The following is a 22,414-nucleotide window of genomic DNA, read 5'->3' as shown; positions in this document are numbered from 1 at the left end:
TTTAATGGATTTAAAATTAAAAATTATTACGATGATAGCTGCTCTTTTATTGGGTGTATCTATTATTGGCTCAATAATCAACTATAAAAAAGATATAGACAGTACTCAGGCTCAGTTAAAAAATATATCGTTACCCTTATCAGTTGATAATATATACACCGAAGTTCAACATCGTATGATTAAACCTTTAATAGTATCTTCGCTCATGGCTAACGATACTTTTTTAAGAGACTGGCTGATAGACGGGGAGAAAGATATAAGTTCCGTGCAAAAGTATTTAAAAGAGATTCAGGCAAAATACGGTGCATTTACATCTTTTTTGGTTTCTGATAAAACAAAAAACTATTACCATTCAAAAGGTTTGATTGATACTATAAACGAAAAAAATGTAGCTGATGATTGGTACTTTAAATTTATAAATTCAAAAAATCTGTATGAAGTAAATTTAGATGTAAATAAAAATTTTAGCGACTCACTTATTATGTTTATAAACTACAAAGTAAAAGATTATAAAGAAAAACTTTTAGCCGTTACCGGTGTCGGTATAAAACTTGTAAACATAGAATCAATGCTGGAATCGTTTAAAAAAAGATATAAATATGACGTATATTTTGTTAATAAAGAGGGTGAAATAATATTACACACCAAAGAGTTTGACAAACGCGGAAATATATCCTCTATAGAAGAACTTAATAAACTACAAAGCAGTATAAAAGAAAATAAGCAAAATAAATACGAATATACATATAAAGACAATAACTACCTATTGCAGACAAAATATATAAAAGAGTTGCATCTATACCTGTTTGTTGAAGTCAATAAACAAGAGTATATGAATGATTTAAACGAGATGTTTTATCTAAATCTACTGATATCTATAGTTGTAACACTTTTAACTATACTTATAATTATCCATTTTATAAATATATATCAAAATAGACTCGAAAAAATAGCCCATGAAGATGCCTTGACCGGACTTGACAACAGAAGAAAGTTTAATGATGATATAGAAGCGATGTTTGAAAACTTTTACAGAGGTAATATCGAATCATTGACGCTTGTTATTTTAGATATAGATAATTTTAAACAAGTTAATGATTCTTTTGGTCATTTGACGGGTGATAAAGTTCTTATTAGATTTGCTGAAATTTTAAAAGAATCACTTCGCAAAAGTGATTTTGTAGCAAGATGGGGAGGGGAAGAGTTTTCCATATTATTGATTAATTCATCAGAAGATGAAGCACAACATATTGCCGAAAAAATACGTTTTAAAATTAAAGAAGATACTGTTTTAAATAAACTACTAAACAAAAGCGTAACAGCAAGTTTCGGTATAGGAAAACTTAAAAATAACGAATCTATAGATGCGTTTATATCAAAAGTAGATTCTGCTTTATACGAGGCTAAATCTACAGGAAAAGATAAAATAATATATGCTTAGCTTAGGAGTTTTCCCGCTAAGTATCCGCTTGAAAAACTCCATTGAAGATTATAACCTCCACAAGGTCCGTCTATATTCATAACCTCACCGCAAAAATAAAGCCCTTTTATCAGCTTACTTTGCATGGTTTTTGGATTTATCTCATTGAGTTTGATTCCGCCTCTTGTTATCATAGCCATTTTAAAACCATCATGTGCGTTTATAGTAAGCGGTGTCCAAGCCAGAGTTTTTAGAAGTTTCTCTTTTTTAACTCCATCTATATCTTTTAGTTTTTTATCTGCATCTATCTCACAGAGTTTTAGTAGCTCTTTTGAAAGGGCTTCGGGCAATATGCTTTTAACAAGTTCAAATATAGAAGCATCGGTATTTATGTTCTGTTTTTCTTTAAGTTCTTTTAAGAGTTCATCTTCATTTTTGCCTTTTGTTAGGTTCACTAGAGTAGGGACTTCACCGTATTTTTCTATAAGGGGTGTTATTTCCCTAGCAAAGTCTAAAACCACAGGACCTCGTATGCCTTTTTTTGTAAAAATCAAATCTCCGTAAGCGACAAGTTTTTTATGCTTTTTCATATCTACTTTCATAGTTGTTTTGGCTATGGTATCTGCACGGCAGTTCTCTACCCAAGTCTCTTTTGTAAACAGCGGCATCATTGCGGGATAAAGCTTTGTAGTAGAATGTCCAAACGGCTTTGTTAATTCAAAACCATCACCCTCAGCCCCAAGCATAGGATAACCAAGTCCGCCCGTAGCTAAAATGATATTTTTACTTTTGTATGTAGATGCAGATGTTTTTATCCCGATTATTTCAGCGTTGTGTCCCAGTATCTCTTCAACTCTTTGAGATGTTAAAACCTCTATGTTTAGATCATCCATGGTTTTTTGCAGGGCATCTAATATAGTCGATGATGAGTGTGAAGTCGGAAAAATCCTAAATCCGTCAGGTGAATGAGTTTCAACGCCTATTGAGCGAAAAAAATCTTGCATATCATCTTTGGAAAATGCTTTTAATGCATCTTGCATAAAACGTCCGTCTCTGCCGAATTTTGACATAAATTCATCTTGGGATAGGGTATTTCCAAGGTTGCATCTACCACCGCCCGTAGCTTTTAGTTTTGCTCCGATTTGCGGTAGTTTTTCAAGTAAAAGTACTTTTTTGCCGTCTTTTGCAGCCGTTATTGCCGCAATCATTCCTGCAGCTCCGGCTCCTATAACAATAACATCATATCGTATATTTTTATTTGGCATCTTCTAAATACAACTTGCTTAAAATGGTTATCATACTCTCAACCGATTTTGTATAGCAGGTTTCATTAACCGTATGGTAACCTATAGTCGGGATTTGAAGTGTAGTTCCTTGAATCTCGCCTTTTGTCGCTTGAATTATACGACCGAGTTCCGTAGTTCCGAGTGAGCCTTTTATTCCCGTTTGTTTCATAATATTTTTTAGATATGCATCTTTAAAATGATACTTTATATTGTTGTCAATCGCTATTTTTTTGATAGTATTTTTAAGCGGTGATTTAAAAGCTGCATTTTGATCCCTATGTCTTAAAATAACGTCAAGATTTTGTATATCCTCCAAAGAAGAATATGGACTTGTATCCAAAACAAGAAGTTCGTTTGTGGATATAGCAAATCGTCTAAAATACTCCAATAAAAACCTCCAGCTCTTTCCCGCCTCTTCAGAAGCCGTAAAAAAAGCCGTACCTTTATAACCTTTATGGTACATATATATGATTATTGCTACCGATATTACATTATCAAGCTGTGCAGATATGAGATCGTCTTGAAAAACAAGTTTATCCATAAATGCTATCGGCGTACCGGGAAAAAGATACTCAAAACCATCTACTTTAAAGATAATATTGTTGCGTCTGGTACATAAAAAAGCTTCTTTTATAATTCCCATTCCAAGATATGTTCCAGACCAAGGCTCATACGCTTGAACTTTCTCATCTACAAATCGCATCGTAAAGTTGTGCAGTATCTGTTCAGAATTTGATGTACCTGTAAGGTCAGCCCTGTTTTTGGCTATATATGCAGCATATTGAAATTCATTATGACCTGTACAGATAAGACCGTGTCTATCTACGTGTGAAGAGAGATAACCGCTCCCCGGTTTATCACCTTTTGCTACCAAAACACCGTCGTAATATTCAACACTAACCCCTATCTCTTCAAGTTCGCGTTTGATAAACAAAAAGAAAGGATGCTCAGCTCCGACAACACTCGGTATGCGGATAAGCTGTTTAATAATATCGTAAAATTGTTCCATTTGAAATTTTAACCAATTAATCTCTAGATATGGCTTTTTTAAATATAATTTTGCAAAATATTCAAAATAAAAGTTGATTTATATATGACCATATACGGTGATAGAGAAAAATGTTACAAGTGCTACAGACCAAAAAGTTCATGTATGTGCGGATATATACAAGCATTTGATACAAATACGAAATTTGTAATACTAATGCATCCAAAAGAGTTTAAAAAAGTAAAAAACAACACAGGTTTCTTTACTCATTTGACGCTTCAAAACTCGGAGTTGTTTATAGGTATAGATTTTAATAAACATAAACGCATAAACGAGATTATAAACAAATATGAAAGTTTTATACTCTATCCGAGTGTAGATGCTATAGACATAAGTGTAAATAACCCTTTAGTTGAATCTAAAAAAGATATGGCTATATTTATTATAGACGCGACATGGAGTTGTGCCAAACAAATATTTGAGAAAAGCAAGAACTTAAAAGATTTAGGGCATCTTAGTTTTACTACAAACAAAACATCGCAGTATCAGATTAAGGTCCAACCTGAATCAAATTATCTCTCCACTATAGAATCAACACACCATGTCATAGAGCTCTTAAACGGATGGGGAGTTGAAAAAATTGATAATAAATATTTAGATAATTTTTTAAATCCTTTTTTTGAAATGATAAAATATCAACAAGAACTCATAAAAAATCCACTTAGTAACTCAGTTAGATATAAACCTAAAAGTAGAAATCTTAAATAATATTTATTTATATTTAATAAATAAAGCTGTAAGATAATGACAAGGTATGACAAATTGTCAAATCAAATTATCTTATAAATGGAGTATATATATGAAAAAAGTACTTTTAACATTAGCTGTAAGTTCTATTGTGACATTTGCAAGTGCAGATGAAAAAACTATTAAAGCAACTATGAGTTTAATGACTCAAGGGATGGCTCAGATACAACATGGATTTGCATATTCAAATAGAATGGATGTTGAAAACGGAATAAAAGTTTTAGAAAATGCTAATGCAATCTTTAGTAAGGTTGATGTTACGACATTTATTGAAAACAATAACAAAGTTCAGGTGACTAAAAATATCAATGAAAATTTAGCAGAAAACTTAGAAAAATTTAAAAAAGCCGTAAAAGCTCAAGATTATACTGAATCGACAAAATATTATGGTCAAGTTACAAGTAACTGTATTGCTTGTCACAGAACTATTAGAGGTTGGTAAGACCTATTCTTAATAATTTCACTTATGTGAAATTATTTGTTGAACATTATACTTCCTAGTCTAACCATATTCGATCCGCACTCTATAGCCAGCTCAAAATCCCCGCTCATTCCCATAGAACAGATTGTAGCATCTTTACATTTTTTATAGATTTCGTGTGTAGTCTCAAAACTTTTACGAACTAAAGCTTTATCATCGCTGTGAGCTCCGATGCTCATCACGCCTTTTAGCTTTATATTTGGACACTTTTTTTGAATCTGCTCATATACTTCTAAAGCATCTTCGGGCATTACACCGTGTTTAGATTCCTCTTTTGCAGAGTTTATCTGTAATAAGGCATTTAGAGTTGTATTTTTTGCTTCACATTTTTTTTGAATTTCTTGTGCAATATCAAGCGAATCAAGTCCATGAAACAGAGATGGTTTTAAATCTAGAAGATTATTTATTTTATTTTTTTGAAGATTACCTACAAAATGCCATTCCAATGGTAAATCTTCTAGTTCATTTGACTTTGCTTTTAAATCTTGAACTTTATTTTCTCCAAAAGCACGCTGTCCGATGTTATAAAGATTTTTTATCTCTTGTACATCCGAGTATTTACTGATAGCTACTATTTTAACTATATGATGAGCATTTACTTTGATTCTTGCACTCTCAACACGTCTGATTACATCATCTATATATATTTTATATTCAACTTCGTTCACCTATTTCTCCTTTTTAGCCCATCAACCTATTAATATCGTTAAATAGTCCAAGTCCCATAAGCCCAAACAGCACAACCCATCCTGCAATAGTAAGTTTAACAAGTACAGCTTCACTCGGCGTGTGTTTAGTTATCATCTCATAAAAGTTAAACATTATATGTCCGCCGTCAAGTGCAGGGATAGGAAGCAGATTTAAAACACCCAAGTTCACAGAGATAAGTGCCGCAAAAAACAGCACACTCATCCATCCCGCATCGGTAGCATCTGAGGTAAGTTTAACGATGCTTATAACCCCTCCAAGTTCTTTTGCAGGTACATCTCCCGTTATAAGCTTTTGAAGTCCCGTGAATATCATAGTAGATGCAAATACAGTCTGCTCAGTTGCATAAGACAAGGTCTCATTCAAAGATAGTTCAAGTTTATGCGATACTCCCGCACTCCCTATACCTATCATCTTTTTTTGAACCTTTTCTTTGAACATATTTTCGGTTTCGGTTATTTTAGGTGTTAAAGTTTTAAACTCTAAAAATCCGTCGCGTTCAATTTTAAGACTTAATGAACCCTCAGAATTTTCAATGATTTTAGCCATCTCTTTCCACGTATTTATTTCAACACCGTTTATCTCTTTAACAACATCGTTTGTTTTAAGTCCTGCAGTAAAAGCAGGTGAATTTTCAACCACTGTACCGATAACAGGAGATAAGATTTGAGGACCGCCGAGTGCTATGAAAAAGTAAAGAAAATATGCCAGAATAAAGTTGGCAAGAGGACCTGCAAAAAGTATGAACATTCTTTGAAGCGGTGTTTTTGAGTTGTAACTGTCTTCATCAAAACTTTTTTTAGTGGGATCTGCGTCGTCTTGACCTTTCATTTTTACATACCCGCCTAAAGGTATGGTAGCGATAGCCCACTCAGTTCCCCATTTTTTAAAACTCAGCACTTTTTTACCAAAACCTATACTAAAAACCTCTACATATACACCCATAAGTCTTGCAGCAAAGTAGTGTCCAAGCTCATGAAAAAATATAAGTGCCGAGAGTACAAGAAGTGAAACTAACCAACTCATTAAAACTGCTCCAATTCATCTTTTAAAAGTGCTTTTCTAAAGCCGTACAGATATTCCAGTCCCGAGTAAACAGTTAAAAATGTTGCAAACCATAAAAGCTCGGCTCCGCCTTCCCAGTGCATTATCAAGAAGCCTATTGCAAACATCTGAGCAACGGTTTTTACTTTTCCGGCAAAACTGGCTTTTACGTCAAGCCCTTCACTAACGGCAACAGTTCGGACACCCGTAATAAAAAGCTCACGAACAATTATGATATAAATAGCCCATGCCGAAGCCTCTCCAACCATCATAAGACCTAAAAAACCTGCAAGTGTTAGCATCTTATCCGCAAGAGGGTCGATTATTCCGCCAAGAAGTGTCATCTGATCCCATTCCCTAGCGATATAACCGTCAAAAAAATCGGTAACGGATGCAAGTACAAAAATAAGTGCCGCAAAGTAGTAGTTCCATGTTATATGAAAGTTATTGCTCGTAAAAGCTTCAGGATTTAAAATAACCCAAAAAAGAAGCGGTGCTAAAAGGATTCTGCCAAAAGCTAGTAAATTTGGTAAGTTAAACAAAAATACCCTTTGATTTAAAAAGCTTTAAATCACTTTTATATATTATATCTTCTAGTTTTTCAAACAAATTGTTTGTCATATAAAATCCCTTTTATGTATTTATTTCTCTTTTAAGTGTTTTTTCAACAGATTTTATTTTACTTTTGAGTCTGTTTTTAGAGTTTTTTCTTATATCAAATTTTAAAGCTGAATATATTCTATCGCAATCAAGCTGCTCATATGCAAGTTCTATAATATCTAAAGCCTCACGCATAGTTTCTGTTTCAATAACGGTACCCATCGGTGTAAGTTGATAACTTATGCCGCTTTTATCGATAGCATCTATAATTTTACTGACTTGTTTTGATACGGATGAACCGTCACGACAATCATCTGAAGTAGGGAACATACTAAATTCTAATAAAACACTCATAAAAATCCTATATTTATTAATATATAAATGCGATTATATCGAATTATTTACAATGACTTATAATATTAAGTTCATATTATGTAAAATATATAAAAGGAGAAAATATGAAAAAAATATTTTTGAGTCTTATTTCAGTGTTTTTACTTAGTTTAACTTTTGTGGGATGTTCTTCTAAAAAGCAACCTGTTGAGCCATATTATGACAGAGCAAATATAGCTGCCGAAAAAGCACATAATAAGTTAGATAAAGAGTAGGGTGACAGACTTCTTATTGAAAAGAAGTCCCGCCGTCAACAACGATAGTCTGACCGGTTAGCCAAGAAGCATCGTTTTGGCATAAGAATAAACAAGCTCCTGTTAAATCTTCAGCTTCACCCATACGGTTAAGCGGTGAACGATTAACAACTTCAGCTTTTACTTCCTCATAGTTAGGGAATGCTTTAAGTGCATCCGTATCGATTGGACCACCGCTTACCGCATTTACACGGATGTTCATATCGCCAAGCTCAGCCGCTGCGTATTTTACCATTGTCTCAACTGCCGCTTTGTTAGTACCGTGACCAGCGTAGTTTGGAGTATATACCAAGTTACCGGTTGAACTCATAGAGATGATGCTTCCGCCTCCAGTTTTTTCCATTCTACGTGCCGCTTCCTGAGCACCAACTACGAAAGCTTCAACAGTCGCAGTCCAGATATTTCCAAGACCTTTTGGTTTTAGTCTCATAAACGGAGCAAAACCACCTACAACCGCGCGACCTGAGATAATAGCGTTAGATATAAAGAAGTCTAGTCTATCAAAGTCCTCATCGAACTCTTTATATACGTCTTTGTATGTATTTGGCTCTAAAATGTCTAGTTTATATGCACGTGCTTTTACCCCGTACTTTGCTTCAACATCTGCGATAATCTCGTTTGCTGAATCTGCACTGGATGCATAAGTAAATGCTACATTACATCCACGCTCGGCAAATGCATAAACGATAGCTTTACCGATTCCACGAGTTCCACCACTTACAAATAATACTTTATCTTTCACTTACAGTCCTTTAATGTCGTAATTTTTCATAACTTCTTCTATAGATTTCATATTAGCAGCACTTGGAGGCGTTAATGGAAGTCTATACTCTAAAGTCTCAATCAAACCTGCTATATACATAGCCGCTTTAATAGGGATAGGGTTTGATTCACAAAACATGATTTTGTTAAGTGGGTATAGTTTGTCATTTATCTCTTTTGCACCTGCAAAATCACCCTCTAATGCACGTTTAACAAGTTCACTTTTTAAGTCCGGCATCAAGTTTGATGTAACAGAAGTGATTCCCGCTCCACCGTTTGCAAGAATAGGATAATCAATTGCATCGTCACCAGAGAATACCTTTAACTCTGGCATACGGCTTAACAGCTCAACTGTACGCTCTAAACTTCCAGTAGCTTCTTTTATACCAAAAATATTTTTACAGTCGTTGTAAAGTCTCTCAACCGTATCGGCAGTTATGTCAACTCCTGTACGACCAGGTACGTTGTAAAGCATAAACGGAAGTTCAGGAACTGAGTCTGCAATAGTTTTATAGTGTTGATATAGACCCTCTTGAGAAGGTTTGTTGTAATATGGACTTACGGAAAATATAGCATCTACGCCACATTCAAGTGCGCGTTTAGCAGTGTTGATAGCTTCATTTGTCGAGTTGCTTCCTGCACCTGCAAGAACTTTAGTGTTTGTACCTTTACAAACTTCTACAGCTATCTCCATACATCTGATGTCTTCATCTGAAGTTAGTGTAGCACTCTCACCAGTAGTTCCAACTGGACAAACTGCATCTATGCCGTTATCTATCTGTCTTTGTATTAGTTTTGCAAAAGACTGCTCGTCTAACTCGCCGTTTCTAAACGGAGTTATCAGTGCAGTGCTTGAACCGGTTACAATATCCATAAAATACCCTTAATCTCATATATTTAAATTAAGGGCAATTATATCAAAAAAGATTTAAAGCAAGGAAAAACTAAAGCTTCTGATTGCTTTTAATGATTTTTACTGCTTCAACCATATTTTTTAAACTTGGTATAACCTCTTCGTATTTTCTTGTTTTTAGACCACAATCCGGGTTTATCCATAACTGCTCTTTAGGAAGTACCTCTAAAAGAAGTTCTATTTGTTTTACTATCTCCTCCACGCTTGGTATTCTAGGCGAGTGGATATCATATACACCCGGACCTACCTCTTGTTTGTAACCGACCTCTTTAAATATCTTTAGAAGCTCATTACCGCTTCTTGCGGTTTCTATAGAGATTACATCTGCATCCATAGCTTCTATTGTTTTTATTATGTCGTTAAACTCACTGTAGCACATATGTGTATGTATTTGTGTCTCTTGTTTTGCACTGCTAACGGATATTTTAAAATCTCTAACTGCCCAATCTTCATAGAGTTTTATTTTCTCTTTTCTAAGCGGATATCCCTCTTTAAACGCAGCTTCATCAACTTGGATAATCTTAATCCCTGCATTTTGCAAATCATCTATCTCATCGCTGATAGCAAGTGCTATCTGTTTTGAAACTTCATCTCGTGTCTTGTCGTCACGCACAAACGACCAATTTAGTATAGTTACGGGACCTGTTAACATCCCTTTCATTATTTTGTTCGTTTTACTTTGTGCATATGTTATCCACTCTACCGTCATTGGTTTCGGACGTGATATATCTCCATATATAAAGGGTGGTTTTACACATCTGCTTCCATAACTTTGTACCCAACCGTTTTCGCTAAATCCATAACCTTTTAGCTGTTCACCAAAGTATTCGACCATGTCGTTTCTCTCAGGCTCGCCGTGTACAAGTACGTCTATACCGCAATCTTCTTGAACTTTTACACATTCATCGATATAATCTTTCATCTTTTTCTCGTAAAGTTCTTTAGTTAAAGTGCCTTTTTTAAAGTCGCGTCTTGCCTCTCTAATTTGTGGAGTTTGTGGAAAAGAACCGATTGTTGTAGTTGTTAAGTCATCATAAGCTAAAAGTTCTTTTTGCAGTTTTATTCTATCTTCATATGCTCCGTCACGTTCAAGTTTAGAAAGATTCTCTACTCTTAGGGCTACTTCTTTATCATGTACAAGTTTTGAATTTTTACGTGAGTTATTTGCCTCTGTATTATTTTCTAATAGTTTTTTTTCTTCTTCACTTAATGCATCTTTTCCTTCAAAAAACAGCTTTGATATAAGTGAAATTTCATCAAGTTTTTCAACTGCATAACTTAACCAGTTTTTTAGTTCACTATCCATATTTTGCTCATACTTCAAGCTAAACGGAACATGTAAAAGCGAACATGATGAAGATATAATTATCTGCTCATTATCTACATATCTTCCAATATGCTCTAATAAATCTAAAGTTTTATCAATATTATTTTTCCAGATATTTCTTCCATCTACTATACCTGCTATTAATATTTTAGAACTATTAGATATTTTTTCAAGTGAATCTAAATTGCCGTCTCCATGGATAAAGTCTAGTCCAAGTGCCCAGATAGGAGTGTTTATGAGTATATTAGTAGCCTCATTTGAGTGCTCAAAATATGTACTAACGATTATCTTTATATTTTGGGACACATTTGCCAAAAGATCATATGTCGGTTTAATAAGGCTTAGTACTTTTGTGTCGTTGTCTTTTACAAAAAACGGCTCATCTATTTGAACTACAATCTCATCATCTAAATTGGAGATTTCTTTAAGTAGTTGTTCATAAAGAGGCAGTATCTTGTGGTAAAGCTCAAATGTGTCTTTAGAATCAACTCTTTTTGAGAGACCCACGAAAGTTATTGGACCTATGATGTTTACCTTTGTTTTTATACCTAACTCTTTTGCTTCATTGTACTCATCTACGATTTTTGTGGCATCAAGTTTGTATTCATCATCTAGGCTCAGCTCAGGTACTATGTAGTGGTAGTTTGTGTTAAACCATTTTGTCATCTCCATAGCTACCGAGTCTTTATCTCCTCTAGCCATAGCGAAGTATCTCTGTTCGCCGTTTAGATGCTGAAATCTTTTTGGGATAGCTCCAAACATAATGGCAGTATCTAGCATATTGTCGTATAAACTGAAGTCGTTTGAACTTATATAATCAATACCTGCCTCTTTTTGATATAACCAGTGACGTTTTTTTAATTCACTTGCTATTTTTTTAACCTCTTTAAAGTTTGTTTTGCCTGACCAAAAGCTCTCCAATATTGCTTTTAATTCTCTTTGTTCACCTATACGTGGGAATCCTAGTATGTAATTTTTTTGCATTAAATATCCTTTTTGCATATATTTTTTTTAAGTTTTGTAATGATTTGTTTTGTTTGTAAGGATATTAAAGCGGTGGATGCACGCCTGTGCGTCTAAATGCAAAGTAGGTTGTATAGTATGGGCATCTTGGGATAAATATATTTATAAGGAGTGCTATTTTTGTTTTAAGTTTGAAAAAGCAGTCACAATGGCAAGGTTTAGAGTTTACTAAAGCAGTTTGAATACTAAAAGTTAAAAAGGATGCAAAGGTAAAATAGTTTTTTCCAAAACCATTTGGCGACTTCATTTAACTACTCCAAAATTTTTCTATAATTTTACCAAATTATTTCAGTTTCTGTGCAACAAGTTGGTTTACAACCTGTGGATTTGCCTTACCGCCAGTAGCTTTAAGAGTTTGACCTACAAAGAAGCCTAGCAGTTTAGTATTTCCTGCTTTAAATTTCTCTACATTATCTTGGTTTTTAGCTATTATATCATCGATAATCGGCTCGATAACGGCAGGATCGCTTATTTGAACAAGTCCTTTATCCTCAACTATTTTTGCAGGATTATCTCCGCTTTTACTCATCTCTTCAAAAACTTCTTTGGCTATTTTGCTTGAAATAGTCTCATCATCTACCATTTTTACAAGTTCAGCTATTTGAGATGCATTGAATTTTAAATCACTTATCTCTTTTTCTTTTAGCTCTCTTGCAACTTCATTTGCTACAAGGTTAGCTATAGATACAGGTGAGTTGTTAACAGCTAATGCATCAGCGTAAAAAGATGACAGCTTTTCATCACGAGCTAAAATATCCGCAACCATAGAGTTTAGTTTAAATTTACCAGTGTACTTCTCAAACAGTGCTTGCTCAGACTCAGTCATTGGTTCTACTTCACCGTCGATCTGAACTTTTTTCTCTTGCGGCTTACGCTCAGTTCTTGTCTCTTTTGGTTTGTCTTTTTTACCCCATGAATCTTTAAGACCAACTATTTTATTAAATACAGGGTTCTTATCTGTATAGTCAATCGGGTCTGCGTAAAAGTAACCCTGTCTCTCAAACTGGAAACGCTCATCAGGTTTGTCTGTTATAACGGCAGGTTCTATCAAAGCATCTCTTATAACTTTTAATGAGTCAGGGTTTAGGTCTTCTAATCCATCTGGATTTTCACAAGAGTAAAGTCTGTCATATACCCTTACTTCTATTTTTTTAGAAGATGCTGCATCTACCCATTGGATAGCACTTTTTACTTTTATTCCAGTAGTGTCGCTGCCGCTTTTTGAATCTGGATTATATTCTGCAATTATCTCAGTAATCTCTCCGTTTGCATCTTTTATAATCTCTTTACAAGTTATGATGTAAGCTGACCTAAGACGTACAGCTTGGTCTGGTGTAAGACGGTTATACCCTTTTGGAGGATTTTCACTAAAGTCATCACGCTCTATGTATATCTCTTTTGAGAACGGTACGGCTCTTGTGCCTTCTTTTGGAATGTCTTCAGGATAATACGGAGCATCAAACTCCTCAGTGCCTTCATAATTCTCTATAGTTACTTTTAAAGGCTCTAACACACACATAACACGAGGTACTTTTGTGTTTAAGTCATCTCTGATGGCAAATTCAAGTTGTGCAACGTCAACCGTGGAGTTCGCTTTAGCTATACCTATGCTCTCACAAAAGTTTAGTATAGACTCAGGTGTGTAACCGCGTCTTCTTAAACCTGCGATTGTAGGAAGGCGAGGGTCATCCCAACCGTTTACATATTTTTCATTAACTAACTCTAAAAGCTTTCTTTTACTCATAACAGTATAGTTGATGCCAAGTCTTGCAAACTCATGTTGGTACGGACGTGGAGGTTCAAGTCCTAGAGTGTTTATGACCCAGTCGTAAATATCGCGATTGTTTTCAAACTCCAGCGTACAGATAGAGTGAGTTACACCCTCGATGTAGTCAGATAGACAGTGACCAAAGTCATACATAGGATAGATCGCCCACTTATCACCTGCGCGGTAGTGATGAGCATGACGGATGCGGTACATCAATGGATCTCGCATCTTCATGTTTGGCGCAGACATATCTATCTTTGCACGAAGAACGTGCTCACCGTCTTTGAACTCACCGTTTTTCATTCTCTCTAAAAGGTCAAGGTTTTCTTCTACGCTTCTCTCAGCATATTTACTTCTTTTACCAGGCTCTGTTATAGTACCGCGGTACTCGCGCATAGTCTCTTCATCTAAAGAATCTACATAAGCTTTGCCCATTTTTACAAGTTCTTGTGCCCACTCGTAAAGTTTGTCAAAATAATCAGACGTGTAACGAACATCTCCCTTCCACTCAAAACCTAGCCACTGTACTGCATCTTTAAGAGCTTCTACGTACTTTGTATCTTCGGTAGTAGGGTTTGTGTCATCCATTCTAAGGTTACAATGCCCGTTGTAGTCACGTGCGATACCGAAGTTAATAGCGATAGATTTAGCATGCCCGATGTGAGGGAAACCGTTTGGCTCAGGAGGAAATCTTGTAATAATATTTTTATATTTGCCTGAATCTAAATCTTTTTCAACTATGGTACGTAAAAAATCTTTATGCTCGCTCATTATTTTTAAACCTTTTAGATGATACTTTTTATAAGAATGGCATTTTAGCAAATGTGAGCTTACAACATGATTGTATAAAAGTATATTTAATTAAAAAATAAATTTAAAAAGTTCATTAACTTATTATAGAAAAAGATTTAAAATTGATTCATGTAAATCATAAATATTTTTTCATAAGGGGTTGTTATGAATAAGTTACTTTTTTTAATTGGAGTACTTGTATATTACCCATATACAATTTTTGCACAAGATGTTAGTTATATGCAGTTTGATGGTTTGGAAGTTACACATACTTACAATAGTAAAAGTAAAGATATAGAGATAAAAAGAGAGATAGCTCCAGAATGTTTAAATCTTAAAATAGTACAAGATACTGTTTTTGGAGGGGATTATGCAAATAAAAATGTTCCAAAAAGATGTAAAAAAACATTTGTTACAACTCTTGGTAGTGTCCAACCTTTAGAGATAAAGGGTATAAAAACTATTGGAGAACTTGAACTTTTGGAATTTTTAGAAAAAGCTAGTTATGAGCCTAAAAAGTATGTGCTAGTAGATGCAAGAAAAGTTGAGTGGTATGAGGATGCAACGATACCATCAGCTGTAAACATTCCATACACTGAAGTAAAATACGACAAAGACTTACCAGAGGATTTTAATAAACTTCTAAAAACTTTTAACATTAAGGTAATAGGTGATGTAAAAGATGCAAAATTTGACTTTTCAAAAGCAAAAACTGCAGTTATATTTTGTAACGGGAGTTGGTGTAAACAGTCTTCCATAGCCATAGAGGAACTTTTAAATATGGGTTATCCAAAAGAAAAGTTGATGTGGTACAGAGGTGGAATGCAAGAGTGGTATATTTTAGATTTTACTACGATTAGGGGTAAGTTGGATTAGTCTAACGTTTGAAATGAGCTAATAAATTGCCCGCAGGGTAATTTATTAGCTCCCCTGATTTGTTAGACTTGTTGTGATGTCTCATTTTCTAGTATCTTTTCTTACTGAAATTAAAAATTGATAATACAAATACCCCAAAAGCACTTTATTTAATAAAAATATGAAAGAATTATTTTTTAAAATATCATCCATATTCCCAATATATATAAACTTAAAAAATTGACTAAATATTTTGCCAATGTATTCTATTTTAAAATGATTTGGATGAAAAAACAAATCTTTTGCTATACCTAGATGAAGGGAAAAAACTGTTAAAAAACCAACAGCAAAAATCCATAGTAAAGCTAATGACCAATTTGTAGAATGTTCAGAACTCCAACTATGAAGTTTAAATACTAAATAATCTTTTTTATTGTTCCATTTGTTTTTTTCTAACTCTCTTCTTTTTTGGTCTAATTCTAAAGCATGATATTTATTTGCTTCTATTTTATTACCAATTTTTTCAAAGTTATATTTGATAATACGATATGTTTCTTGAGAAGTGTTTTCTATAGATTCATTATTTTTAAGTCCTTTTATACCAAAGAAATTAATCTCTTTCTCAGCACTTGTAAAATCTAAATTCAATCCTTTATTAAATGTTGTACCTCTAAATGAGGTAAACTTTTCAAAAATAATATATTCAAATTCTGCTTTTGCGTTAAAGATACATCTGTCAAATAATGTCAAACCATTATAAGTGATTTCTTTAAAATCAAATTCTGATTGAAAAGTAACCTCATTAAACTCTGATAAAGATTCAAAATCTACATTTTCGATTCTGATCGAATCGATTGTAGTTTCATAAATTGTAAAATCTCTTTTAAAGATAGCCTCTTTAATCGTTATTCTTTTGATGTGAGAATTTTTAATTTCAATTTTATTAATTCCGTTATCCAATATTTCTATTTTTACCAACTGCATTAAATCGATGGAAGATTGATGTAAATCAATATGTACAGTTTTAATATTACTTAACAAACTTAAATTTTTAAATTTGCAATTATGAAAATTTCTAAACAATAGATAAATTTCATCTAAATTTACATCCTGAACATTAACATTTATCTCACACTCAATAAAATTTATATGTGAACCTAAATTGATGTTTTCGTTCCAAAACTTTATATCGCATTTTTCAAAGTTAAAGCTTACAAAATGTGTGCTATTAAGTTGTTCTATGTCTTTGCAAACTTCTTTTATTTCATTATTGAATTTTGTAAAAGAATCAAATTGTGCTTCTTTGCATACAATATCAATTTTTTTAAAACTAAAATCTCGATTTGGAAACTGATCTGCATTCGCTGGTTTTTCGACTGCTATATTTATTTCATAAGTTAATTTTGAAAAATTTGATTTCTTTTGAATTATCTCATTGAGCTCATTTTTTAGTTTGTTCATATCTTCCATTCTAGTCTTTTATTTTACCTATGTAATTTACTGTCTAACGGTCAAGCCGAGCGACACTCTGAGTAGCAGTATAGCATACGTAGTATGCAGTACTGATATAAGAGAGTGGGAAGAGTGTTCGCTCCAGCGACTTGTTATCGGAGCCGTAAGGCGGAGGGATAACAAGAACTCGCTCGGCTTGACCGTTCATCCTCGCCAACGGCGAGGATGAACTATTTATTCAACGAACATTATATATAGATTAGCTTGATATTAGATAAATAAACGAACACTAAAAATGTTAATTTTAATTATATTTTTATTGCAAAATGCAATATTTTGTGAAATATACTTAAAAAAGTACTAAAATTTTTAAAATATCAATGTACGTTTAAAAATATTTTTGCCGTTATATGAACATTTTGTCATTTAATTTTTAGGAGTTTATGATGAAGAAAAAACTACTATGATATACACCCATGTGGTTGCAGAGATGAACAAGTCTAAAGTTATAAGCCCTTTGGACTTTTAACTTAAGGATATTAGAATATCTTTCTCATCTCTCTTAGCACGCCAAGTCTTATTAGCCAAGTTTTTACAAAAAGCCAAGTCATGACTTATAAACAAAACCGCCCCTTGAAACTCTGCTAATGCCTTTTCAATGCTCATAATAGAGTCTATATCCATGTGGTTTGTAGGCTCGTCTAGTATTATCAGGGGAGGGTTGTTCTCTAAGTCTTTTGCTATTAAAAGTTTGCGTATCTCTCCAGGACTTGGAGTTTTACTTTGTAGAAGTGCTTTAGGGTCAGATGAGAGCCTTGTGATGGTAGTGAAGATCCCTCCTTGTTTTTCAGAGCTTAGCTCTTTTATCTCTTTAAAAATCTTCTCTGACTCATCTTCGCTTATCTCTTGTGGGATGAAGAGGTAGTCATCCTCTTTTAGTGTTGATAGAAAATACTCTATAAATGTTGTTTTACCGCTACCGTTGTCACCTTGAATCCAAATCTTATCACCTTTTTCTATTACTAGTCTTGGTATATTAAAAGTAAAACCGTTTATAGTCTCGGTAGTTTTTTCTATAACAAAAGGGAAGGCTCTTTTATCTATTTCATTTTCAAAAAATATCCCTTTTTCATACTCTTTTTCTATGCTTATTTCATCTTTTAAAAGGTACTCTTTTTTTGAAATGGCAGTTTTTACCGCTTGACCTTCGTACTTATTTTTAGAAGTTATCTTTGCAAGATATACTTTTGCTTTTGCATCACTGTCTTTTTTATCAACGTTCTTTAGTGATAGTCTGCTTTTTGATCTTGAGACACTTTCTTTTGCATTTTGAATCTGCTTGTCTATCTTTTTAAGCTCTTTTGAGTGCTTAGTCTTTTGCTCTTTTTGAAAGTTTTTTATAGATTCAAGCTCTTTTATGGCTGTAGAGAAGTTTGACTTTATCTTTGTTAGTTTTCCATGTTTTAGAACAAAGGTTTTAGTACATAACAAGTCCAGCAGTTCTCTGTCGTGACTTACCAAGATGCCTATGCCATCATAAGACTCCAGTGCCTTAAAAAGTTTCTCTTTTGTCTGAATGTCTAGATGGTTTGTAGGTTCATCTACTATTAAGACATCTGGCTCAGAAAATAGTGCTACAGCTATTTGAACTCGTTTTCTCTCACCATGGCTTAGAGAGTCCCACCTATATAACCACTCATCTTGAATGTCTAACATATCTTTTAGTCTAAAAGTATTGCTCTCATATGAGTGAAAAAACTCTTCTGCATTTTCAGGCAGGTTTTCTGTGGACTGCTGGGCGTAAGAGGTTACAAAATTGTTCGTTATAGTTCCGCTCTCAGGGGTAAGCTCTTTAGTTATGAGTTTTAAAAGTGTTGTTTTCCCTGCACCGTTTGCACCTACAAGAGCATTCCAACCTCGATATAGTTCTAGACTCAAACCTTGGAATATATACTCAGACGAAGTAGGGTATTTAAAATATATGTTGTTTAGTTGTAAAGATTGCATATGTGTATCCTTGAATCGGTTAGAAGAGGTCTCAAGGATTGAAGTTAAAAAATTTCCTTAAGTACCGTTAGTTTAATATCCACATGGCAATATTCCTTTTGAAAAGTTTATTTATATTATTATAGCAAATTATCTATATTTTAGCCTCTATGTATTATAATTCCACTATCAAAATATTTAGGACAAAAAATGAGAATTATCTTACTTGGAGCTCCAGGTGCCGGAAAAGGTACTCAGGCGCAATTTCTAACGAAAAAATATAACATCCCTCAAATCTCTACGGGCGATATGTTAAGAGCTGCTATTAAAGCCGGTACTGAAATGGGAAAACTTGCAAAAGCTGCTATGGATGCAGGTCAGCTAGTAACTGATGAGATTATCATCGGTCTTGTAAAAGATAGAATAGCGGAAGATGATTGTAAAAACGGTTATCTTTTAGATGGTTTTCCACGTACATTAGCTCAAGCAGATGCCGTGACAGATGCAGGCATCCAAATAGATGCGGTTATAGAGATAGATGTTCCGGATAGTGAGATAGTTAAGCGTATGAGCGGTCGCCGTGCACACTTAGCATCAGGTAGAACTTACCATATCGTTTACAATCCGCCAAAAGTTGAAGGTAAAGATGATGAAACAGGTGAAGATTTAGTTCAACGTGATGATGATAAAGAGGAAGTAGTATTAGACAGACTAAAAGTTTATCATGAGTTAACGCAACCGCTTATCGGTTACTATAAAGACCAAGCTGCTAAAAACTCTGCTATAACTTATATTACTGTAGATGGTACAGCCGATATCAGCGATGTTGAAGCTGCTATTATTTCTAAACTAGGATAATCTCCTAGTTTTCTTATTTATTTGTACCTTTTAGGTTTTCCATCTCATCCAAATAGTTTCTAATATTTGCATAGATTTTAGATACGTCTTTATTCTCAGGGTCAAGTTGTGAAAATATAAAAAGTCCCATCGTATGCCAAAGTGAGATTCCCTCACCGATATCTAGTTTTTCCTCTTCTAGTTTGTTCATAATGTATGACATTATTTCATCTTGCTTTTGAGCGTCCATTTTTTTCCCTTAGTTTTATTTTTTTAGTATTAAAGTTGTTGATTTATCAAAATCAAAATACTTGTTTGCTACTTCTTTAACTTGTTTTGGAGTGATACTTTTAATATCATCCTCATAAGTTAAGAGTGGACTTAAATCTCCGCGAACGAGATAGCCACCGTAAAGGTTAGCTACACTTGTAGATGATTCTAGTGAGTATATGAAGTCTGCTTTTGTATTTATCTTTACTTTTTCAAGCTCGGCAGCAGTTACTTCGGTAGTTTTCATAAGCTCTATCTGCTTTATAAGTTCAGCTTCTGCATCCTCAGCTTTTACACCTGGGTTACATGAAGCTAAAAATATAAACAGACCCGGATCTATATTTTCCATATTGTATGCGTAAACCTGATTTACCATACGTTTTTTCTCAACCAGTTCTTTGTAAAGGCGTGAACTTTTTCCGGAGTATAAAATCTCGCTAATTGTGCTTAGTGTAGGCTGATCTTTGTGTTTAAAGTCAGGCACGTGAAAAGTGATGGCTACCATCTCAACTTCACTCTCTTTTTTAACCATTATACGTTTAGCCCCGTCTTGTTCAGGCTCGACCGCTTTTACTTCAGGTACTGTTGTATGGTTTTTTATATCTCCAAATGCTTCTTGTGCAGCTTTAAAAACCTTGTCTGCATCTATGTCACCCGTAACCATTAAAATAGCATTGTTTGGTTGATAGTATGTCTGATGAAAGTTTTTGATATCATCAATAGTCCAAGTTTGGATATCGTTCATAAATCCGATAGGTGTCCAATGGTATGGATGATACACATATGCATTGTTAAACATTGCAAAATAAAGATATCCTAGAGGATTATTTTCGGTACGCCAGCGACGCTCTTCTGCTACAACATCACGTTCAGGTTGAAACTCTTCATCTTTTAGATTTAGATTTTGCATAAGCTCAGCATATAAATCTATTGATTTTTTAAGGTTGTCCGAGCTTGATTTTATGTAGTAATGAGTATAGTCAAAACTCGTAGATGCATTGTTTACACCGCCTATGCTTTTTACCTCTTTGTCAAACTCTCCTGCATCCAAGTTCTTTGTTGATTTAAAGTTCATATGTTCAAGCATATGTGCGATTCCCGTTTTGCCCATAACTTCATTTCTGCTGCCGACTTTATAAAAAATGTCCGTACTAATTACGTTTGAGTTGTTTTCTAGTGGGATTACAACTATTTCTAAGCCGTTTTCCAATGTCATACTCTCATAATCAGGTAGGTGTGATGGTGTTTCGTGTAGTGTTCTTTTTTTTGCCATATTTGTTCCGTTTGTTTGTTTTTTAGCGCCAAGTTTTATATATGTAGATTCTGCATTTAGCAAGATGATTGTAAAAATAAGCGTTATTAGTAGTTTCATTATTTTCTATCCGCACCTATGGCTTCAGTTATGTTTGAGAAACCATCTGCTTTGATTAACTCTATGAGTTCTTTGTTGATATTCATAATCATATCAGGACCGTGAAATATAAGCCCGCTAAGGATTTGAACAAGGCTAGCACCTGCACGTATGCGTCTGTATGCTTCTTTGGCAGAATCTATTCCTCCGACTGAGATTAGAGTTGTTTTACCGTAAAGCTCTTTTGCTATAGCTTCAAATATCTCAAAACTTTTTTCTTTTAGTACGGCACCGCTTAATCCGCCTTTATCGGCAGGATTTGGCACTAGTGAATAATCAATAGTAGTATTTGTAGCTATGATTCCGTCAGCTCCTTTTTCAACTGCCATTTTAGTAAGTGATACAGCATCTTCAACACTCATATCAGGTGCTATTTTTAAAAGTATAGGTTTGTCTGTGATTTTTTTCGCTTCTTCAAAAAGTTTAGCTATAAATTCTTCGTTTTGCAAATCACGTAGTCCTGGAGTATTTGGCGAGGATATGTTGATAACAAGATAATCGCCTAATTCATGAAGAGTTTGAATAAGTTTTGTATAGTCGTTTATAGCTTCATTTTCGGGTGTAACTTTGTTTTTCCCGATATTTACCCCTATGGGTGTGCTAAAAGGGTAGAGTTGTTTTAGTCTTTTTTGAACCTTTAAAAGCCCCTCATTGTTAAATCCCATAGCATTTTGAATAGATTCTTGTTCCGGATGACGCCACATTCTCGGTTTTGGATTTCCGGGTTGCGGAAGCGGAGTAACTGTACCGATTTCCGTAAAACCAAAACCTAAAATCTGCATACCGCGAATCATAGTCGCATTTTTATCAAATCCTGCACCAAGACCTACAGGATTATAAAATTTTCTACCAAAAAGCTCTTGAGTTAAAACATCATCACTTATAAAGTGAGATTCTAAAAAGAAGTTAAACGGAAGCTGACACAGATTTGGAAGTCTTAGGACAAACTCAGCTATGTGGTGAGCATTCTCAGGTTGAAACTTGAAGAGGTAAGGTTTAATAGCGTTATAAGGTATCATCTTTATCCAGTATAATTA

22 protein-coding genes are annotated in these 22,414 nt (G+C 34.1%); 6 read left to right on the top strand and 16 right to left on the bottom strand.

The window, feature by feature from the left end; genetic code table 11:
• The first annotated feature begins 4 nt into the window (after nucleotides 1-4).
• The gene (locus FJR48_RS06765; RefSeq protein WP_152307387.1) at nucleotides 5-1,441 is read left to right on the top strand and encodes a sensor domain-containing diguanylate cyclase; all 1,437 of its coding nucleotides are present in this window, start codon (nucleotides 5-7) and stop codon (nucleotides 1,439-1,441) included.
• Here FJR48_RS06765 and FJR48_RS06760 read toward each other — a convergent pair.
• Together FJR48_RS06760 and FJR48_RS06755 are read right to left on the bottom strand one after the other, a co-directional pair.
• Entirely contained in the window at nucleotides 1,438-2,685 is a 1,248-nt protein-coding gene (locus FJR48_RS06760) for a BaiN/RdsA family NAD(P)/FAD-dependent oxidoreductase (protein ID WP_152307386.1), read from the bottom strand. The genes FJR48_RS06765 and FJR48_RS06760 overlap by 4 nt on opposite strands.
• Nucleotides 2,675-3,715: a peptidase M42 gene (locus FJR48_RS06755; protein WP_152307385.1), complete on the bottom strand. Its 1,041-nt coding sequence runs from the start codon at nucleotides 3,713-3,715 to the stop codon at nucleotides 2,675-2,677. The genes FJR48_RS06760 and FJR48_RS06755 overlap by 11 nt, the downstream gene beginning before the upstream one ends.
• 84 nt (nucleotides 3,716-3,799) lie before the next feature.
• Here FJR48_RS06755 and FJR48_RS06750 point away from each other — a divergent pair, with 84 nt between their 5' ends.
• A complete protein-coding gene (locus FJR48_RS06750; RefSeq protein WP_152307384.1) occupies nucleotides 3,800-4,462 on the top strand; it encodes a tRNA-uridine aminocarboxypropyltransferase in 663 nt (220 codons plus the stop codon).
• Between the two features lie 91 nt (nucleotides 4,463-4,553).
• A complete protein-coding gene (locus FJR48_RS06745) occupies nucleotides 4,554-4,943 on the top strand; it encodes a cytochrome C (protein ID WP_152307383.1) in 390 nt (129 codons plus the stop codon).
• 32 nt (nucleotides 4,944-4,975) lie between these two features.
• On the opposite strand, the gene FJR48_RS06740 is transcribed toward FJR48_RS06745, so the two are convergent.
• The 4 genes from FJR48_RS06740 to FJR48_RS06725 all read right to left on the bottom strand — a co-directional run bounded on the left by FJR48_RS06740 (nucleotide 4,976) and on the right by FJR48_RS06725 (nucleotide 7,688).
• Complete coding sequence (locus FJR48_RS06740) at nucleotides 4,976-5,650, bottom strand: YggS family pyridoxal phosphate-dependent enzyme (RefSeq protein ID WP_152307382.1); 675 nt, start codon at nucleotides 5,648-5,650, stop codon at nucleotides 4,976-4,978.
• Nucleotides 5,651-5,663: 13 nt separating this feature from the next.
• Nucleotides 5,664-6,716: an RIP metalloprotease RseP gene (gene rseP / locus FJR48_RS06735; protein WP_152307381.1), complete on the bottom strand. Its 1,053-nt coding sequence runs from the start codon at nucleotides 6,714-6,716 to the stop codon at nucleotides 5,664-5,666.
• Complete coding sequence (pgsA, locus tag FJR48_RS06730; RefSeq protein ID WP_152307380.1) at nucleotides 6,716-7,276, bottom strand: CDP-diacylglycerol--glycerol-3-phosphate 3-phosphatidyltransferase; 561 nt, start codon at nucleotides 7,274-7,276, stop codon at nucleotides 6,716-6,718. Before pgsA ends, rseP begins: the two co-directional genes overlap by 1 nt.
• Before the next feature lie 91 nt (nucleotides 7,277-7,367).
• Nucleotides 7,368-7,688, bottom strand: coding sequence for an MTH1187 family thiamine-binding protein (locus tag FJR48_RS06725; RefSeq protein ID WP_152307379.1), 321 nt, complete (start codon nucleotides 7,686-7,688; stop codon nucleotides 7,368-7,370).
• Nucleotides 7,689-7,792: 104 nt separating this feature from the next.
• Here FJR48_RS06725 and FJR48_RS12175 point away from each other — a divergent pair, with 104 nt between their 5' ends.
• Nucleotides 7,793-7,942 (top strand): putative periplasmic lipoprotein, encoded by a 150-nt coding sequence (locus tag FJR48_RS12175; protein ID WP_188108556.1) that lies wholly within the window; start codon nucleotides 7,793-7,795, stop codon nucleotides 7,940-7,942.
• 13 nt (nucleotides 7,943-7,955) lie between these two features.
• On the opposite strand, the gene FJR48_RS06720 is transcribed toward FJR48_RS12175, so the two are convergent.
• The 5 genes from FJR48_RS06720 to FJR48_RS06700 form a co-directional block, all read right to left on the bottom strand.
• Entirely contained in the window at nucleotides 7,956-8,723 is a 768-nt protein-coding gene (locus FJR48_RS06720) for an enoyl-ACP reductase (RefSeq protein WP_152307378.1), read from the bottom strand.
• Nucleotides 8,724-9,617 (bottom strand): 4-hydroxy-tetrahydrodipicolinate synthase, encoded by an 894-nt coding sequence (dapA, locus tag FJR48_RS06715; protein ID WP_152307377.1) that lies wholly within the window; start codon nucleotides 9,615-9,617, stop codon nucleotides 8,724-8,726.
• 70 nt (nucleotides 9,618-9,687) lie between these two features.
• Nucleotides 9,688-11,967, bottom strand: a complete 2,280-nt coding sequence (gene metE, locus FJR48_RS06710; protein WP_152307376.1) for a 5-methyltetrahydropteroyltriglutamate--homocysteine S-methyltransferase — start codon at nucleotides 11,965-11,967, stop codon at nucleotides 9,688-9,690.
• Between the two features lie 64 nt (nucleotides 11,968-12,031).
• Complete coding sequence (locus FJR48_RS06705; protein ID WP_152307375.1) at nucleotides 12,032-12,253, bottom strand: hypothetical protein; 222 nt, start codon at nucleotides 12,251-12,253, stop codon at nucleotides 12,032-12,034.
• A 36-nt stretch (nucleotides 12,254-12,289) separates the two neighbouring features.
• Nucleotides 12,290-14,545 (bottom strand): glutamine--tRNA ligase/YqeY domain fusion protein, encoded by a 2,256-nt coding sequence (locus FJR48_RS06700; protein WP_152307374.1) that lies wholly within the window; start codon nucleotides 14,543-14,545, stop codon nucleotides 12,290-12,292.
• Between the two features lie 186 nt (nucleotides 14,546-14,731).
• On the opposite strand from FJR48_RS06700, the gene FJR48_RS06695 reads away from it, so the two are divergent.
• Nucleotides 14,732-15,442 carry a rhodanese-like domain-containing protein gene (locus FJR48_RS06695; RefSeq protein WP_152307373.1) on the top strand — a complete coding sequence of 237 codons (711 nt, stop codon included), beginning with the start codon at nucleotides 14,732-14,734 and terminating at the stop codon, nucleotides 15,440-15,442.
• Nucleotides 15,443-15,523: 81 nt separating this feature from the next.
• On the opposite strand, the gene FJR48_RS06690 is transcribed toward FJR48_RS06695, so the two are convergent.
• Complete coding sequence (locus tag FJR48_RS06690) at nucleotides 15,524-16,891, bottom strand: hypothetical protein (RefSeq protein WP_152307372.1); 1,368 nt, start codon at nucleotides 16,889-16,891, stop codon at nucleotides 15,524-15,526.
• Between the two features lie 507 nt (nucleotides 16,892-17,398).
• The gene (locus FJR48_RS06685) at nucleotides 17,399-18,880 is read right to left on the bottom strand and encodes an ATP-binding cassette domain-containing protein (protein ID WP_152307371.1); all 1,482 of its coding nucleotides are present in this window, start codon (nucleotides 18,878-18,880) and stop codon (nucleotides 17,399-17,401) included.
• Nucleotides 18,881-19,069: 189 nt separating this feature from the next.
• On the opposite strand from FJR48_RS06685, the gene adk reads away from it, so the two are divergent.
• A complete protein-coding gene (adk, locus tag FJR48_RS06680) occupies nucleotides 19,070-19,717 on the top strand; it encodes an adenylate kinase (RefSeq protein WP_152307370.1) in 648 nt (215 codons plus the stop codon).
• 13 nt (nucleotides 19,718-19,730) lie between these two features.
• Here the strand turns inward: adk and FJR48_RS06675 are convergent, their stop codons facing one another.
• The 3 genes from FJR48_RS06675 to FJR48_RS06665 form a co-directional block, all read right to left on the bottom strand.
• Nucleotides 19,731-19,946, bottom strand: coding sequence for a hypothetical protein (locus tag FJR48_RS06675; protein WP_152307369.1), 216 nt, complete (start codon nucleotides 19,944-19,946; stop codon nucleotides 19,731-19,733).
• A gap of 15 nt (nucleotides 19,947-19,961) precedes the next feature.
• Nucleotides 19,962-21,239: a M16 family metallopeptidase gene (locus tag FJR48_RS06670; protein WP_152308404.1), complete on the bottom strand. Its 1,278-nt coding sequence runs from the start codon at nucleotides 21,237-21,239 to the stop codon at nucleotides 19,962-19,964.
• Between the two features lie 98 nt (nucleotides 21,240-21,337).
• Nucleotides 21,338-22,396, bottom strand: coding sequence for a quinone-dependent dihydroorotate dehydrogenase (locus tag FJR48_RS06665; protein ID WP_152307368.1), 1,059 nt, complete (start codon nucleotides 22,394-22,396; stop codon nucleotides 21,338-21,340).
• Between the last annotated feature and the right edge of the window lie 18 nt (nucleotides 22,397-22,414).

It is taken from the genome of Sulfurimonas lithotrophica (assembly GCF_009258225.1).
Classification (GTDB): domain Bacteria; phylum Campylobacterota; class Campylobacteria; order Campylobacterales; family Sulfurimonadaceae; genus Sulfurimonas; species Sulfurimonas lithotrophica.
The sequence above is the reverse complement of the archived record's forward strand: the minus strand, read 5'-3'. Positions and strand labels throughout refer to the sequence as shown.